Annotated in this window: 12 protein-coding genes; 6 read left to right on the top strand and 6 right to left on the bottom strand. The window is 63.9% G+C overall.

All coding sequences use genetic code 11. The features are described 5' to 3' along the window. On the top strand, positions 1 to 318 hold a 318-nt coding region (locus BLV07_RS31970; protein WP_143035538.1), incomplete at its 5' end, for a transposase. 249 nt (positions 319 to 567) lie between these two features. On the opposite strand, the gene BLV07_RS31965 is transcribed toward BLV07_RS31970, so the two are convergent. Beyond that, positions 568 to 1,533, bottom strand: a complete 966-nt coding sequence (locus BLV07_RS31965; protein WP_091893897.1) for a sensor histidine kinase — start codon at positions 1,531 to 1,533, stop codon at positions 568 to 570. Positions 1,534 to 1,713: 180 nt separating this feature from the next. On the opposite strand from BLV07_RS31965, the gene BLV07_RS31960 reads away from it, so the two are divergent. Next, the gene (locus tag BLV07_RS31960) at positions 1,714 to 2,553 is read left to right on the top strand and encodes an SDR family NAD(P)-dependent oxidoreductase (protein ID WP_091893895.1); all 840 of its coding nucleotides are present in this window, start codon (positions 1,714 to 1,716) and stop codon (positions 2,551 to 2,553) included. Between the two features lie 269 nt (positions 2,554 to 2,822). Here the strand turns inward: BLV07_RS31960 and BLV07_RS31955 are convergent, their stop codons facing one another. Both BLV07_RS31955 and BLV07_RS31950 read right to left on the bottom strand, forming a co-directional pair. Next, positions 2,823 to 4,199, bottom strand: coding sequence for a cytochrome P450 (locus BLV07_RS31955; protein WP_091893893.1), 1,377 nt, complete (start codon positions 4,197 to 4,199; stop codon positions 2,823 to 2,825). Positions 4,200 to 4,331: 132 nt separating this feature from the next. Continuing rightward, entirely contained in the window at positions 4,332 to 5,567 is a 1,236-nt protein-coding gene (locus BLV07_RS31950; protein ID WP_091893891.1) for an LLM class flavin-dependent oxidoreductase, read from the bottom strand. A gap of 386 nt (positions 5,568 to 5,953) precedes the next feature. On the opposite strand from BLV07_RS31950, the gene BLV07_RS31945 reads away from it, so the two are divergent. Both BLV07_RS31945 and BLV07_RS31940 read left to right on the top strand, forming a co-directional pair. Beyond that, positions 5,954 to 7,366 (top strand): MFS transporter, encoded by a 1,413-nt coding sequence (locus tag BLV07_RS31945; protein ID WP_091893889.1) that lies wholly within the window; start codon positions 5,954 to 5,956, stop codon positions 7,364 to 7,366. A gap of 141 nt (positions 7,367 to 7,507) precedes the next feature. Next, positions 7,508 to 8,683, top strand: a complete 1,176-nt coding sequence (locus tag BLV07_RS31940) for an extracellular catalytic domain type 1 short-chain-length polyhydroxyalkanoate depolymerase (RefSeq protein ID WP_176945889.1) — start codon at positions 7,508 to 7,510, stop codon at positions 8,681 to 8,683. Positions 8,684 to 8,848: 165 nt separating this feature from the next. On the opposite strand, the gene BLV07_RS31935 is transcribed toward BLV07_RS31940, so the two are convergent. Continuing rightward, on the bottom strand, positions 8,849 to 9,151 hold the full coding sequence (locus BLV07_RS31935; RefSeq protein ID WP_091893884.1) for a hypothetical protein: 303 nt from the start codon (positions 9,149 to 9,151) through the stop codon (positions 8,849 to 8,851). Positions 9,152 to 9,291: 140 nt separating this feature from the next. Here BLV07_RS31935 and BLV07_RS31930 point away from each other — a divergent pair, with 140 nt between their 5' ends. After that, the gene (locus BLV07_RS31930) at positions 9,292 to 9,666 is read left to right on the top strand and encodes a winged helix-turn-helix transcriptional regulator (protein ID WP_091893882.1); all 375 of its coding nucleotides are present in this window, start codon (positions 9,292 to 9,294) and stop codon (positions 9,664 to 9,666) included. Positions 9,667 to 9,727: 61 nt separating this feature from the next. On the opposite strand, the gene BLV07_RS31925 is transcribed toward BLV07_RS31930, so the two are convergent. After that, positions 9,728 to 10,396, bottom strand: a complete 669-nt coding sequence (locus BLV07_RS31925; protein WP_091893880.1) for an MBL fold metallo-hydrolase — start codon at positions 10,394 to 10,396, stop codon at positions 9,728 to 9,730. Positions 10,397 to 10,570: 174 nt separating this feature from the next. On the opposite strand from BLV07_RS31925, the gene BLV07_RS31920 reads away from it, so the two are divergent. Next, the gene (locus BLV07_RS31920) at positions 10,571 to 12,169 is read left to right on the top strand and encodes an alpha-amylase family glycosyl hydrolase (RefSeq protein WP_091893878.1); all 1,599 of its coding nucleotides are present in this window, start codon (positions 10,571 to 10,573) and stop codon (positions 12,167 to 12,169) included. A 168-nt stretch (positions 12,170 to 12,337) separates the two neighbouring features. Here BLV07_RS31920 and BLV07_RS31915 read toward each other — a convergent pair whose 3' ends face one another. After that, on the bottom strand, positions 12,338 to 14,038 hold the full coding sequence (locus BLV07_RS31915; protein ID WP_091893876.1) for an alpha-amylase family protein: 1,701 nt from the start codon (positions 14,036 to 14,038) through the stop codon (positions 12,338 to 12,340). Between the last annotated feature and the right edge of the window lie 119 nt (positions 14,039 to 14,157).

The following is a 14,157-nucleotide window of genomic DNA, read 5'->3' as shown; positions in this document are numbered from 1 at the left end:
GCGGTCCCCTTGCTCGAGCACCTGCGAGACCGCTTCCCGAGCCTCCAACATGTCTTTGCCGATCGGGTTTACCGCGGCAAACAGCTTACCAACGCGCTGTCCCACTGTGGACCGTGGACAATCGAAATCGTCCAGCGACCACCGGGGGTCAAGGGCTTCCAGCTCCTGCCCAAACGTTGGGTGGTCGAACGCACCTTTGCGTGGCTCGGTCGCTGCCGACGCCTCACCAGAGACTTTGAAGGCTCGGCCGCGACAGAGCTTGCCTGGCTTCATGTTGCCCATCTCAGGCTGCTGACAAGACGCCTCGCTGCACCCTAAAAAGCTCGCCGCCCTTTTTGAGTCAGGCTCTCAGGATGAGGGCGGAGTGTGCGCCAGCAAATTCAACGGACACCGATGCCGCTTAGCCTCAGCCTGAGGAGACCGCCACCGGGTCCGCGCAAAGCGCGGCCCGATGACAGGCTCCGCGGTCGTCTCGAAGGACGAGGCGCACGCTCAGGCCGCCCCAAAGGCCATATGCGATTGCCCGGCGTAGGGAGAGGTGACCGATCGACCGAACTTTGCTGTTCGTCAGCCGCCCTTGGGGATACGGCATTGCATGATGCAATGGAGGCCCGTCTTCAAGAATGAGAGCTCGGTCTTGCCGTCGAAGGCGGTTAGCGCCGACTTCAGCAATTTGGTGCCGAAGCCCGGTGCCGACACCTCGCCGATGCTCGGTCCCTCGGTCTCGTCCCAAGTGATGGTCAGGCGATCACCGCTGACGGTCCATGACACCTGCAACAATCCGCGCGGCGCCGAGAACGCACCATATTTGCCCGCGTTGGTGGCGAGCTCGTGAAACATCAGTGACAGCGTGACCGCGAGCTTCGGCGGCAGGAACAGCCGGTCGCCATTGAGCGTGAAGCGGACGTGGCCGTAAGGCCCGAGCTCCGCGATCAGGAGATCGCGGATGTCGCAGCCCGCCTTGTCGATCCGCGAGATCAAATCGTCGGTCGTGGCCAGCGACCGCAGCCTCGGATCGATGCGGGCCCAGACCTGCGGCTGGTCGTGCAGCACCTGGTGCAGCACGGCGTGCACCGTCGACAGCTTGTTTTTCAGCCGGTGTTGGAGCTCATCGACCAGCAGCTTGCGATAGTCTTCTTCCTCGATCAGGCGCTTGGAAATCCGGCGCTGTTCGATCAGCAGCGAGCGATAATGCTCGACACCCCAGATGGTCAGCGCGCTCACGGCCCAGTAAAGCGCCAGCAAGGCAAATCGCGCGTGATCGGCAAAGGCATCGCTGAAATTGACGACGACGCCGAGCACGCCGCCGACGAGTGCCGTCACGATGCCGATCCGGAAGCCGCCGAACGCGGCGGCAAAGAACACGGCCGGGAAATACGGGGTGAAGTAGACGTCGGGCCGGACCTGCGCGAGACCCCAGCGCGCCGCCGTCGCAATCAGCAAGCAGGCGGCCGCGAAGGCGATGCTCAGACCGAGCGATGGCGGTGCCACGCCCTGCCAGCCTTTGCGGAACTCGTCGATCAGCTTCCCCATGCCCCGCCCGGTCGCGATGCCCGTTCGAAAGTCGAGCCATGGTTGCGAATGTTACGCATGTCGGACGCGCAAGCAAAGCTTGCCTTGCCGCGGGCCGGCGGGAATAGTGACCGTCGCGGCGCCGTCATCTGTCAGTGTCCGCCATCTGAAAATCAAATCATTCAAAAACGGGAACATTCCATGGGCAGGCTAGACGGCAAGGTTGCGGTCATCACCGGCGCGACGAGCGGGATCGGATTGCGTACCGCGGAAGTCTTCGTTGCCGAAGGTGCCAAAATTGTGATCGCGGGTCGGCGCGTGCCGGAAGGCGAGGCGCTGGCGAAGCAGCTCGGGGCGACTTGCATCTTCCGCCAGACCGACGTCACGGTCGAAGCGCAGATGCAGGCGCTGATCGCGCTCGCGGTCGACAGATTCGGCCGGATCGACTGCCTGTTCAATAATGCGGGCGGCCCGGCGCAGACCGGCGGCATCGAGGGCCTCGAGGCCGAGCGGTTCGATGCGGCGATGGCGACGCTGGTGCGCAGCGTCATGCTCGGCATGAAGCACGCCGCGCCCCACATGAAGAAGCAGGGTTTTGGCAGCATCATCAACAATGGCAGCATCGCCGGCCGTCTCGCCGGGTTCTCGTCCTCGATGGTCTATAGCGCGGCCAAGGCGGCGGTGATCCATCTCACCAAATGCGTAGCGATGGAGCTCGGCGAGTCCAATGTGCGCGTCAACTCGATCTCGCCCGGCGCGATCGCAACCGGCATCTTCGGCAAGGCGCTGGGGCTGTCGACCGACGCGGCCGAGAAGACGCCGGCGGTGATGCGCGAGGTCTACAAGACCGCGCAGCCGATCCCGCGCGCCGGTCTCCCTGATGACATCGCCCATGCCGCGGTGTTCCTGGCGAGCGACGAATCCAGCTTCATCAACGGCCACGACCTCGTCATCGACGGTGCCATGACCGGCGGCCGCAACTGGAGCCAGCAGCAGCAGGGTTATGTGGCCTTGCGCAAAGCGTTCGATCAGGGGGCGTAGGAGCCACGGGCGCCGAAGCCGTAGGGTGGGCAAAGGCGCGCCCTTCGCGCGCCGTGCCCAACGTCGGTGTTCAAACCGGGAGAGACATGGTGGGCACTGCGCTCCGCGCCTTTGCCCACCCTACGAAAGCAGGTTTCCGTCATTGCGAGGAGCCCTTGCGACGAAGCAATCCAGGCTGTCACCGTGGAAAGATTCTGGATTGCTTCGCGGAGCCTGTCATCGGGCCGCGCTTCGCGCGGACCCGTTGGCTCGCAATGACGGCGGTGGCGCTAAACCGCCGTCACCCGCACCCGCAAACCATCCCGCGGTTTCGGGATCGGCCACATCTGCCAGTCCGGCTTGTAGCCCGGCTCCAGCGATACCTCGATGTTCTGCAGGAAATGCCGCGCGAAGCATTTCGCCTGCATATAGGCGAAATGCAGGCCGAGGCACATATGCGCGCCGCCGCCGAACGGCACAAAGGCGAAGCGGTGGCGGCCACGCTGCGCCTCCTCGGTGAAGCGCATTGGATCAAACTGGTCCGGCTCCGGCCAGATGTCCTTCATGTGATGGGTGTAGAGCGGATTGACGCCGACGGCAGTGCCGGCGGGAATCGTAAACCCCTTGAAAGTGAAATCGCGCATCGCGCGGCGCGGCATCGAGGGCACCGGCGGCTTGATCCGCAGCGCCTCCTTGAACGCCATCTCCGTCAGCGGCATCTTCTCGAGATCGTCGAAGCTGCTCGGCGCATCCGGGGCGAGGCCGAGCGCGAGAACCTCCGCCCGCAGCCTGTCCTGCCAGTCCGGATTGGCGGCGAGTTCGCCGATGAAGGAGGTCAGCGACGAGGTCAGCGTGTCGTGCGCGGCCATCATCAGGAAGCTCATATGGTCGATGATATCCTGCTCCGAGAGCAGCGCGCCGTCCTCATGGGTCGCGCGGCAAAGCTGCGAGAACAGGTCATCGCCGCCGTGATTGCCGCGTCGCAGCGGAATCTGCTCGCGGAAATAGGCGACGATGCGCTTGCGTCCCTTCACCCCTCGCGCCATTTGGGTGCCGGGCAGGGGGCGGCGGACCGGGGCGACGGCGGCCGCGACCATGTCGACGAAGGCACGGTTGATCTCGTCGACCTCGGGGCCGATGTCGGCGCCGAGGAACGAGGCCGCAGCGAGATCGAGCGTGAGCTGCTTCATCGCCGGATAAAGCTGCATCTCGCCGGGTTTGGCCTTCCACTGCGCCACGCGCGCGGAAATGCCGCGATCGAGATCGCTGAGATACGACTTCATCGGCCCGGCCTTGAACGCGACCGACAGCGCCTTGCGATGCAGGCGGTGCTCGTCGAAATCGAGCAGCATCAAGCCGCGCGGAAACAACAGGCCGAGCACCTTGTTCCAGCCATGCGTCGACGAGAACAGTTTCTGCTGGTCGAACAGCACGAGCTCGTTGGCCTCGGACCCGAGCAGCACGACATTGGTCTCGCCGAAAATGTGCGTGCGGTAGACCGGGCCGTATTTGGCGCCGTTCGCCTCGATGTGCCCCTTGGGGTCGGCGAGCACCTGCAAGGTCTTGCCGATGATCGGCCAGCCTTCGTCGCCGGGGATGTGGGTCAGCTCATTGCGCCTGGGCGGGGTGAAGCCAAGCGCAGGGGCGGCCACATTCTGCGTCGACATGACGATTGCTCCGGTTGGCAAGCTCCGCGAGCATAGCACGATCCGGTCGCGATGAGCGGGGGTCGTCTTGCGCACAAAATCGCGACACGTACCATCGTCGTCCCGGCTTTCGCCGGGACGACAGAGATAGACTTACCGCTTCGCCGCTTCCTTCTGCAAATCCGGGGCGTTGACGGCGGGAATGGCGACACGGCCGGGGCCGGTCACCTTCAGCGCCTCGGCGGCCTTCTCGTTCTCCATGATCTTGGCCATCACGGCCTGGCCTGCGCGCTCGAAGATCGCGCGATTCTCGATCACGAATTTTTGCGACTTGCGAAGACCGTCGATGTAGCCGTTGATCTCCGGCACGACGTAGCGCGCGACCATGTCCCAGCTGCGGCGGGTGTTTTCCGGATTGGCCCAGTCGTGCACGAAGCCGATGATGGCGCCGACCCCGCCGGACACCTGCATCACGTTCTTGATGGTTTTGACGAGATCGTCGGGCGTGCCGATGGTGGAGGCTGCGCCCTCGACGAAGGCGGTCTTGTCCACGGCTTCGTCGGGCGAGGAGAAAGCGGTGAGACCCGGCCGCTGCAGCGTGCCGACATTATATTCGTTGTGCCAGTGCATCAGCCCGGCGCCCGCTTCGCGTCGCGCCTGCTCGCGGGTTTCGGCGATATGCCAGGTCAGGAGCACGCGCCAGTCGGCGCGGCTTACCGTAGTACCGTGTTTTTTCGCGGCGTCCTCGGCGAACTGCCATTGCTGTTGCAGCGACATCAGCCCCTGCGTCGTCATCGAGCCCAGCGAGATGATGCCGATGCCGTATTTGCCGGCCAGCGTCATGCCGGACGGAGAGATCTGCGAGGCCACCACGAACGGCATCTCCTCCTGCAGCGGCAGGATCTGCAGTGCGGCATCGTTCATGGTGAACCAGTCGCTCTTCGCCGTGACGCGCTCGCCGTTGAAGAGGCGGCGGATCACGCCGATCGCCTCGTCCTGGCGGTCGCGCTGCGTCATCGGGTCGATGCCGAGCGTATGCGCGTCGGAGGCGAGCGCGCCGGGACCGGAGCCGAAGATGGCGCGGCCGCCGGTCATGTGATCGAGCTGCACCATGCGCTGGGCGACGTTGAAGGGGTGGTGGTAGGGCAACGACACCACGCCGGTGCCGAGCTTGATCCGCTTGGTGCGCTCGCCGGCCGCGGCCAGGAACATCTCGGGCGATGCGATCATCTCCCAGCCGGAAGAGTGATGCTCGCCGCACCAGAACTCGTCATAACCGAGGTTATCCAGCTGCTCGACCAGGTCGAGATCGCGCCGGAACTGGAGCATCGGATGCTCCCCGATCGGGTGATGCGGGGCAAGAAAGGCTCCGAATTTCAGGCGCGCCATGGCGTTCTCTCCGGCTTTGATTTTCTGTTTGTTGAAGCGGCGAGGCTACGTGCTCGCGAAAGCGAACGCAATCGCACGATGTCCCGCGCGGCGGAATGCAGGCATGCGCGGAGGCGCGATGAGATGTCTCGTCTCCCTCTCCCCGTTCTTACGGGGAGAGGGCGGGGTGAGGGGCTGCTTCCGCAAATTCAATGGCAGTGCGAGTCGCGGAAGCTCCCCCTCACCTGGAATTCAAACTGCGTTTGAATTCCGGCCTCTCCCCGCACGCGGGGAGAGGCGAAGCAACCGCGCCTCGAATGAGGCACGCGAATCCTACCTCGCAGGTAATCGCGACACCACGCGCGATCTGAAATCATCGGGCAACGATAGTCCGGGGTCATGCGCCGATGCATCAGATCGTCACACAACAACTCGATTCCTCGCGCCGCTGGTGGGTGCTGGCCATCGTCGTCGCCGCGCAGTTCATGTTCGGCGTCGACGCCTTCGTGGTCAACGTCGCCATTCCCACCATCGCGGTCGATCTGAAAGCGTCGCCGGCGCAGATCGAATCCGTCATTGCGATCTACCTGATCGCCTATGCCACGCTGGTGGTCACCGGCGGCCGGCTCGGCGACATCCACGGCACGAAGAGCGTCTTCCTCGCCGGCGTGCTGGGTTTCACGCTCACCTCGCTCTGGTGTGGCCTTGCGCAATCCGGCGCGGAGCTGATCATCGCCCGGCTGGCGCAGGGCGCGACCGCGGCGCTGATGGTGCCGCAGGTGCTGGCGACGCTGCATCTGCTGTTCACCGACGAGACGCGCAGCCGTGCCTTCGCCATCTATGGCATCGTGCTCGGGCTGGCCGGCGCCGCGGGCTTCCTGCTCGGCGGTCTGCTGGTCACGCTAGATCTCGCCGGCACCGGCTGGCGCGCGGTGTTCTTCGTCAACGTGCCCGGTGGCCTCGCCATCGCCACTGCCGCCTGGCGCATCATGCCGTCGGTGCCGCGGCGATCAGGTACAAAGCTCGACATCAAGGGCAGTGTGGTGCTGTTCGCAGGCTTGTTGTGCCTGATCGGCCCGCTGCTGTTCGGTCATGATGCCGGCTGGGCGCCGTGGTTGTGGGCGGTGATGGCAATCGGCGGCGCGATCCTCGCCGCGTTCCTGAAGCTGGAGCACGCGGTCGCGCGTGACGGCGGCATGCCGCTGGTCGATCTGACGCTGCTGTCGGACGCCGCCTTCCTGCGCGGGCTCGGCGCGGCGTTCTTCTTTTTCGTCGCCAACCTCTCGTTCTATCTGGTGATGACGCTGTACATGCAGCGCGGCCTGAAGATTCCGCCGCTCGCAGCCGGCATGGCCTTCATCCCGCTCGCGCTTGCCTTCGTCGTGGCCTCGCGCCACAGCGGCGCGAGGGCGCGCCATCGCGGCACCAAGGTGTTGCTCGAGGGCTGCGCGCTCCAGATCGCAGGTCTCGCCGCGCTCGCGCTTGTCGCGTTCTATGTCGATGCACCGACGCCGCTTGCGCTTGCGCTTACGATGATCGTCTTCGGCTACGGTCAGGGATTGGTGATGGCGCCGTTGTCGGGCGCGGTGCTCGCGAGCGTAAAACCTGTCGCAGCAGGCTCGGCCTCCGGCATGTACGGCACCACGGCGCAGATCGGAAATGCGGCCGGAGTGGCCGCAATCGGCGCGGTGTTCTTCGCCGTCGAATCGTTGCAATCAGCGCGCGCAGGATTTCTCGTCTCACTTGCGCTGTTTGTGACATTAATCATGATCTGCGCCGCATTTCTGGCCTGGATGCGCCGCGCCTCTGCACCAAGTTGAGGCATAGCGGTTAATACATGCGGATTCCGCGGGAAATCCCGGCGATTTTCGTGGGATTGACAGCGCACAGTCTTTTTATTTTGCAACGCAGCAACTATCTGGTTTGGCTGAACGTTGGAAGTTGCCCACCAGGAAGTTGCCGTGTCACTAGCCCGAAATGTCGATCTGTTGAGACGTCTGCCCAAGCTGGACGGTCTGCGCTTTGCCGAACTCGGCCGCAGCGCGGATTCATCCAGCCCGTTGCAAGAGGTCACGAATTTCGGTGACAATCCCGGCGCGTTGCGCATGCTCGCCTTCGTGCCGGCGCAGCTGCAGAAGCCGCGCGCGCTCGTCGTCGTGCTGCATGGCTGCGGCCAGACCGCTTCCGGCTACGATCTCGGCGCCGGCTGGTCGACGCTGGCGAAGCATTACGGCTTCGCGCTGCTGATGCCCGAGCAGCAGCGCATCAACAACGGCAACACCTGCTTCAACTGGTTCAATCCGGAGGACACCGCACGGGACAGCGGCGAGGCGCGTTCGATCCGCGAGATGATTGCCCACATGGTGGAAGCGCATCGCATCGATCAGAGGCGCATCTTCATCACCGGCCTGTCCGCCGGCGGCGGCATGACATCGGTGATGCTCGCGACCTACCCGGAAGTGTTCGCAGCCGGCGCGGTGATCGCGGGCTTGCCCTATGGGATCGCGTCGAACCTGCGCGAGGCGCTGGACGGCATGTTCCATTCACCCGTGCGTCCCGCACGTGAGCTCGGCGATCTCGTGCGCAACGCCACCCACCATCGTGGCCCCTGGCCGAAGGTGTCGGTGTGGCACGGCAGCGCCGACCGTACCGTCAATCCCGGCAACGCCAACGAGATCGTCAAGCAATGGCTCGATCTGCATGATCTGCCTGAGGTGCCGATGGCCGAGACCAATGTCGACGGCTATCCGCGCCAGGCCTGGTGGAACCAGGACGGCGAGACGCTGGTCGAATCCTACGCCATCACCGACATGGCGCACGGCACGCCACTCGGTCTCGCCGACAACGACCAGCGTTACGGCATGGAAGGCGCATTCCTGATCGAGGCCGGCATCTCCTCGTCCTATCACATCGCAAAGTTCTTCGGCCTCACCGGCTGGATTGCGGAGGCGGCGCCAAAGGCGGAGGCAAAGCCTGCAACGCCGAAGCCGGCGCTGACGCCCGCGCCGCATCTCGCCCGCTCGATCCGCGCCGCCGTCGCCGCACAGCCGGCCGAGGCGAAGCCCGAGCGGACACGCAGCTTCGATCTCGGCCAGATCATCACGCGTGCGCTGACCGCCGCGGGGTTGATGAAGTAATTCTATGTCGTCCCGGCGAAGGCCGGGACCCATACCGCGGAATCTATCAATGACGTTCGGTATGAGTCCCGAACGACGAGTCTTCGCCAAACTCCCTCTCCGGAGTATGGGTCCCGGCCTTCGCCGGGACGACAGCGGAATTTGTGGCTTAGCTTCGCTTCAACACTACGCCGTCTGATCGATCCACTCGATCGGCGTCACCGTGACCTCGCCGCCGGCCACCTTCCGCGTCATCTCCTGATAGGCCTTAAAGAAGTCGCGCGATTGCAGGGCTTTTTGCGCGGCATCGTCGGTGACGCTGGCGAGGTGGATATAGCTGCCGTCATCGCGGTGCTTCAGGACACGATAGCCGATCCGCCCTTTCAGCTCCGGATCGCCGTCGATCGCCTTGATGAAGCGGCCGATCTCCTGATGCCATTCCTCCGTCGTGCCGTTCCTGAATTCGTATGTGATCATGAAGTGCTTCATGTGACGCTCCTTACTTCGTCGTGTGCGTCATCATCTGCGGCTTGCAAGCGATCCTGCAAGTATGGACAAAATTGATAGTATGGACTTTTTCGCCGCCGCTCCTATTCTTCCGCGCGCTGGCTGCGCATGGAGGAGACGACATGGCGAAGGCAAGAGCGAACCCGGCGCGCACCTGTCCGGTCGCGGCGTTTCAGAAGATGATCAGCGGTAAGTACAAGCTGCGCATCGTCTGGGATTTGAAGGACGGTCCGCGCCGCTATGGCGAGATCAGGAGCGGCCTGCTGCGCGGCACGGAAGGCAGCGCCGAGATCACCCCACGCGTGCTCAGCCGTGAATTGAAGGCGCTGACGGCGAGCGGCCTGATCGACCGCAGGGATTTCGGCGAGGTGCCGCCCAAGGTCGAATATCGCCTGACCCGCAAGGGCAGGAGTTTTGTGCCGGTCGTCGCCGCCATCCGGGAATGGGGCGAGCGTAATCTCAGCGAACCCGCGGCGCTGGCGGACGCCGCCGAGTAGAGCATGATCCGGAAAAGTGTGAAGCGATTTTCCGAACAGATCATGCTCAAACAAAAAACGTTTACATCTCGCCGGTGATGAACGGATTGGTCATCCGCTCCTGGCCGATGCTCGATCCGGCGCCGTGGCCGCAGATGAAGCCGACATCGTCGCCGAGCGGCAAGAGCTTGGTCAGAATCGAGTTGATCAGCGTGGCGTGACTGCCGCCGGGCAGGTCGGTGCGCCCGACCGAGCCTGCGAACAGGACGTCGCCGACATGGGCAAAACGCAAGTCCTTGTTGAAGAACACCACGCTGCCGGGCGAATGGCCGGGGCAGTGCAGGATGTCGAACTGCAGGTCGCCGATCGAGACGCTGTCGCCTTCGTTGAGCCAGCGGTCCGGCGCAAAGTTGCGCACCCCGGTCATGCCGAAGCGCGCGCCGCTCTCGACCACGTTGTCGAGCAGGAACTTGTCCGCTTGATGCGGTCCCTCGATCGGCACCTTCAGCGCGTCGCGCAAGTCGGCTGCGCCGCCGACATGGTCGATATGACCATGGGTCAGCCAGATCTTTTCCACGCTGACGCCGGTCTGCTTGATCGCATCCAGAATCTTCGGCACGTCGCCGCCGGGATCGATCACCACGGCCTTCTTGGAAGGCTCGTCCCAGATGATGGTGCAATTCTGCTCGAACAGCGTCACGGGAACGATGATCGCGCCGGCTTTGGCTTTGGTATCGGTTTGCTCGGTCATGGCCTCACAATGCCGATTTTTGCCAGGCCGCCAAGCAAAAGATTCGGGGCCAAACAGTCGGAACGAGCTCGGGAACAACCGTCACACGGCCGTCCCAATTGACCTGCCAATTTGAACCGGGGCGTCGCTGTCGCGTTCTCCCGCGCGAAGCGCAGATTTGGGTGGTCTTTCGGCATGGCTCAAGGCAACGAAAATTGGTGGCGCGACGGCATCTTCTATCAGATCTATCCGCGCTCGTTTCAGGACTCGAACAGCGACGGCGTCGGCGATCTCGCTGGCATTCTCAGGCGGCTGCCTTACGTCAAATCGCTCGGCGTCGACGCGATCTGGCTGTCGCCGATCTTCCCCTCGCCGATGGCGGATTTCGGCTACGACATTTCCGACTATACCGGCATCGAGCCGCTGTTCGGCACGATGGCGGATTTCGACGCGCTGCTCGCCGCCGCCCACGACAATGGCCTGAAGCTGATCCTCGACCTCGTGCCGAACCACACCTCGGACCAGCATCCCTGGTTCGTCGAGAGCCGGTCCTCACGCGACAATCCCAAGCGCGACTGGTACATCTGGCGCGATCCGGCGCCCGATGGCGGTGTGCCGAACAACTGGCTGTCCGAGTTCGGCGGCAGCGCCTGGCAATCCGACGAGACCACCGGCCAATATTACTATCACGCCTTCCTCGCCCAGCAGCCGGATCTCAACTGGCGCAATCCGGACGTGCGCGCCGCGATCTATGACGTGATGCGGTTCTGGCTGGAGAAGGGCGTCGACGGCTTCCGCGTCGACGTGATCTGGCACCTGATCAAGGACGTCGAATTCCGCGACAATCCGCCAAACCCGCATTACGTCGAGGGCCGGCCGCCGAACGAGAAGATCCTGACGCAATACTCGACCGATCAGCCCGAGGTGCATGACGTGATCGCGCAGATGCGGCGTCTCACCGATGGCTTTGGCGCGCGCGTCTTGATCGGTGAGATCTATCTGCCGCTGCATCGCTTGATGGCCTATTACGGCAACGATCTCACCGGCGCGCAGATGCCGTTCAACTTCGCGCTGCTCTCGACCTTCTGGAGCGCGCGCTCGATCGAGAAGATCATCGAGGATTACGAGAAGGCGCTGCCGCGCGGCGCCTGGCCGAACTGGGTGCTCGGCAATCACGACCGTCCGCGCGTCGCAAGCCGCGTCGGTCCCGAGCAGGCCCGTGTCGCCGCCATGCTGTTGCTGACGCTGCGCGGCACGCCGACGCTCTATTACGGCGACGAGATCGGCATGCATCAGCTCGCGATCGCACCGGAGGACACGCGCGATCCCTTCGAGAAGAACGTGCCCGGCATCGGTGTCGGCCGCGACGGCTGTCGCACGCCGATGCAGTGGGATTCCTCGAACTTCGCCGGCTTCGCGGAGGTCCGGCCGTGGCTGCCGCTGCCGGAGGATCACATCCGCGAGAACGTCGTCGCTCTCGAAGCCGATCCGCGCTCGATCCTGAACCTGTACAAGCGCCTGATCGCCTTGCGGAAGGCTTCGCCGCCGCTGATGGCAGGCGACTATCACCCGATCTCGGCGCAAGGCGATCTCCTGCTCTATCGCCGCGAGGTCGGCGGCAGAGCGGTGGTCGTGGCGCTCAATCTCGGCCCCGACCCGATCGCCGTGACCACCAGCGCCATCCGCTTCGGCAGCGAGATCCTGCTGTCGACGTTTCTCGATCGGGAAGGCGAACGGCTGGAGGGCGTGCTGGATTTGCGCGGGAATGAGGGCGTGGTGATCGTGTCATCCTAGCCGTCGTCCCGGCGAAGGCCGGGACCCATAGCCACAGGAAGTAATTTGGCGAAGACTTGGAGTTCGGTACTCCCACCGTCGAAGATTCGATAGATCACGCGGTATGGGTCCCGGCCCCCGTGCGCAATTGCGCACTAGGCCGGGACGACGGCGGAGGGTTTAGCGAGGCTACCCCGGATGTTTCCTCCCCCGCACCGTAGTTCCGTCGATGTCGCTCCGCCTCAGCAGATAATCCAGCCCGCCGACGCGATACCAGCGATAGCCGTAGGGCTCCAGCACGACGCGATGCTGGCCGCGCTTGTCGGCGTGGCTGTGATCTTCCGCGAGCAGGTTGATGAGGTGCGCGCCGGCCCCATCAGGCAGCCCCGCCGAGAACGCGATCTCGCGCGGCTTCTCGTCGAGATTGTGCATGAACAGCACCGAATTGTTACGCCAATCATAGCGCATGATGAACACGGCGGGATCGCGCACAGGAATGATGGTGAAGTCGCCCCAGCCGACTTCCGGCACCTCCTTACGCATGCGCACGATGCGTTCGGTCCAGTTCAGCATGGAGTTGGGATCGCGCCGCTGTTTTGCGACGTTGACGTGCGGATAGCCGTACGGCCCCTTGTCGATCACAGGGCATGCCGGTTTGTCGCTCTTGGTGAAGCCGCCATGCGGCTCGGTCGACCATTGCATCGGCGTGCGCGCGCAATCGCGTTCGGGCAGCGACAGGTCATCACCCATCGCGATCTCGTCGCCATAGCGGATCACGGGCGTTCCCGGCAATGTGCACACCAGGCTATAGGCGAGCTCGAGCCGCCGGCGGTCGCCGCCCAGCATCGGCGCGAGGCGCCGCCTTATGCCGCGGTCGTAGAGCTGCATGTCCTTGTCGGGTCCGAAGCATTTGAACACGACCTCGCGCTGCGCCTTGGTCAACCGTCCGAGATCGAGCTCGTCGTGATTGCGCAGGAACAGGCCCCATTGCGCTGTCGCCGGCCGCGGCTTGGTCGCCTTCAGCGCCTTCGCCAGCGGCCGCGAGTCTGCCGATGCCAGCGCATAGAACAGATGCTGGTTGACCTGGAAGTTGAACATCATGTGCATGCGGTCGGCGTCGCGGCCGAAATATTCCATGTCCGTCTTCGGCAGCACATTGGCTTCGGCGAGGATGATGGCGTCGCCCTGCCGCCATTGCAGGAATTCGCGGAATGCGCGCAGCATGTCGTACTGTTCGACCGGCTTCTTCACTTTGGCGCCCTTGGTCGCGATCACGAACGGCACGGCATCCATGCGAAAGCCGCAGACGCCGAGCTGGATCCAGAAGCCCATGATCTTCAGGATCTCGGCCTGCACGTGCGGGTTCGAGGTGTTGAGATCGGGCTGGAAATCGTAGAAGCGATGAAAATACCAGGCGCCGGCTTCCTTGTCGCGCGTCCAGGTCGATTTCTGCACGCCGGGAAACACCATGCCCTCATGGGCGTTGGCCGGCTTTGTGTCGGACCAGACGTACCAGTCGCGATAGGGAGAGTTCTTGTCGCGCCGCGCTTCCTTGAACCAGTGATGCTGGTCCGAGGTGTGGTTGACGACGAGATCGATGATGACGCGGATGCCGCGCTGCTTGCAGCCATGGGTGAACTCGACGAAATCGCCGAGCGTGCCGTAGCGGGAATCGACACTGTAATAGTCCGCGATGTCGTAGCCGTCGTCGCGCTGCGGCGAAATCTGGAACGGCATCAGCCAGATCGTGGTGATGCCGAGGCCGTGCAGATAATCGAGCCGGCGCAAGAGGCCCTTGAAGTCGCCGACGCCGTCGCCATTGGCATCCATATAGGAGCCGACGGAGAGGCAGTAGATCACGCCGTTCTTGTACCAGAGATCGTCGATCATGCGCGAGCGGCCTCGTGGGCCGCCGAGGTGCGGCGGCTGCGTGATAAGTGTTGGGAACGGGAGCGGTTCCGCACTCCGCCGTCGTCCCGGCGAACGCCGGGACCCATACCGCGTGATCT

This window comes from Bradyrhizobium sp. Rc2d (assembly GCF_900099855.1).
GTDB lineage: Bacteria > Pseudomonadota > Alphaproteobacteria > Rhizobiales > Xanthobacteraceae > Bradyrhizobium.
Note: the sequence above shows the minus strand (reverse complement) of the source record. Positions and strands in the feature narration are given on the sequence as shown.

Excerpts from the sequence above, each read along its gene's own strand:
- BLV07_RS31925 (WP_091893880.1), bottom strand. The coding sequence starts at position 10,396 with ATGACCGAGCAAACCGATACCAAAGCCAAAGCCGGCGCGATCATCGTT.
- BLV07_RS31945 (WP_091893889.1), top strand. The coding sequence starts at position 5,954 with ATGCATCAGATCGTCACACAACAACTCGATTCCTCGCGCCGCTGGTGG.
- BLV07_RS31920 (WP_091893878.1), top strand. The coding sequence starts at position 10,571 with ATGGCTCAAGGCAACGAAAATTGGTGGCGCGACGGCATCTTCTATCAG.
- BLV07_RS31935 (WP_091893884.1), bottom strand. The coding sequence starts at position 9,151 with ATGAAGCACTTCATGATCACATACGAATTCAGGAACGGCACGACGGAG.
- BLV07_RS31930 (WP_091893882.1), top strand. The coding sequence starts at position 9,292 with ATGGCGAAGGCAAGAGCGAACCCGGCGCGCACCTGTCCGGTCGCGGCG.
- BLV07_RS31965 (WP_091893897.1), bottom strand. The coding sequence starts at position 1,533 with ATGGGGAAGCTGATCGACGAGTTCCGCAAAGGCTGGCAGGGCGTGGCA.
- BLV07_RS31955 (WP_091893893.1), bottom strand. The coding sequence starts at position 4,199 with ATGTCGACGCAGAATGTGGCCGCCCCTGCGCTTGGCTTCACCCCGCCC.
- BLV07_RS31960 (WP_091893895.1), top strand. The coding sequence starts at position 1,714 with ATGGGCAGGCTAGACGGCAAGGTTGCGGTCATCACCGGCGCGACGAGC.
- BLV07_RS31950 (WP_091893891.1), bottom strand. The coding sequence starts at position 5,567 with ATGGCGCGCCTGAAATTCGGAGCCTTTCTTGCCCCGCATCACCCGATC.
- BLV07_RS31915 (WP_091893876.1), bottom strand. The coding sequence starts at position 14,038 with ATGATCGACGATCTCTGGTACAAGAACGGCGTGATCTACTGCCTCTCC.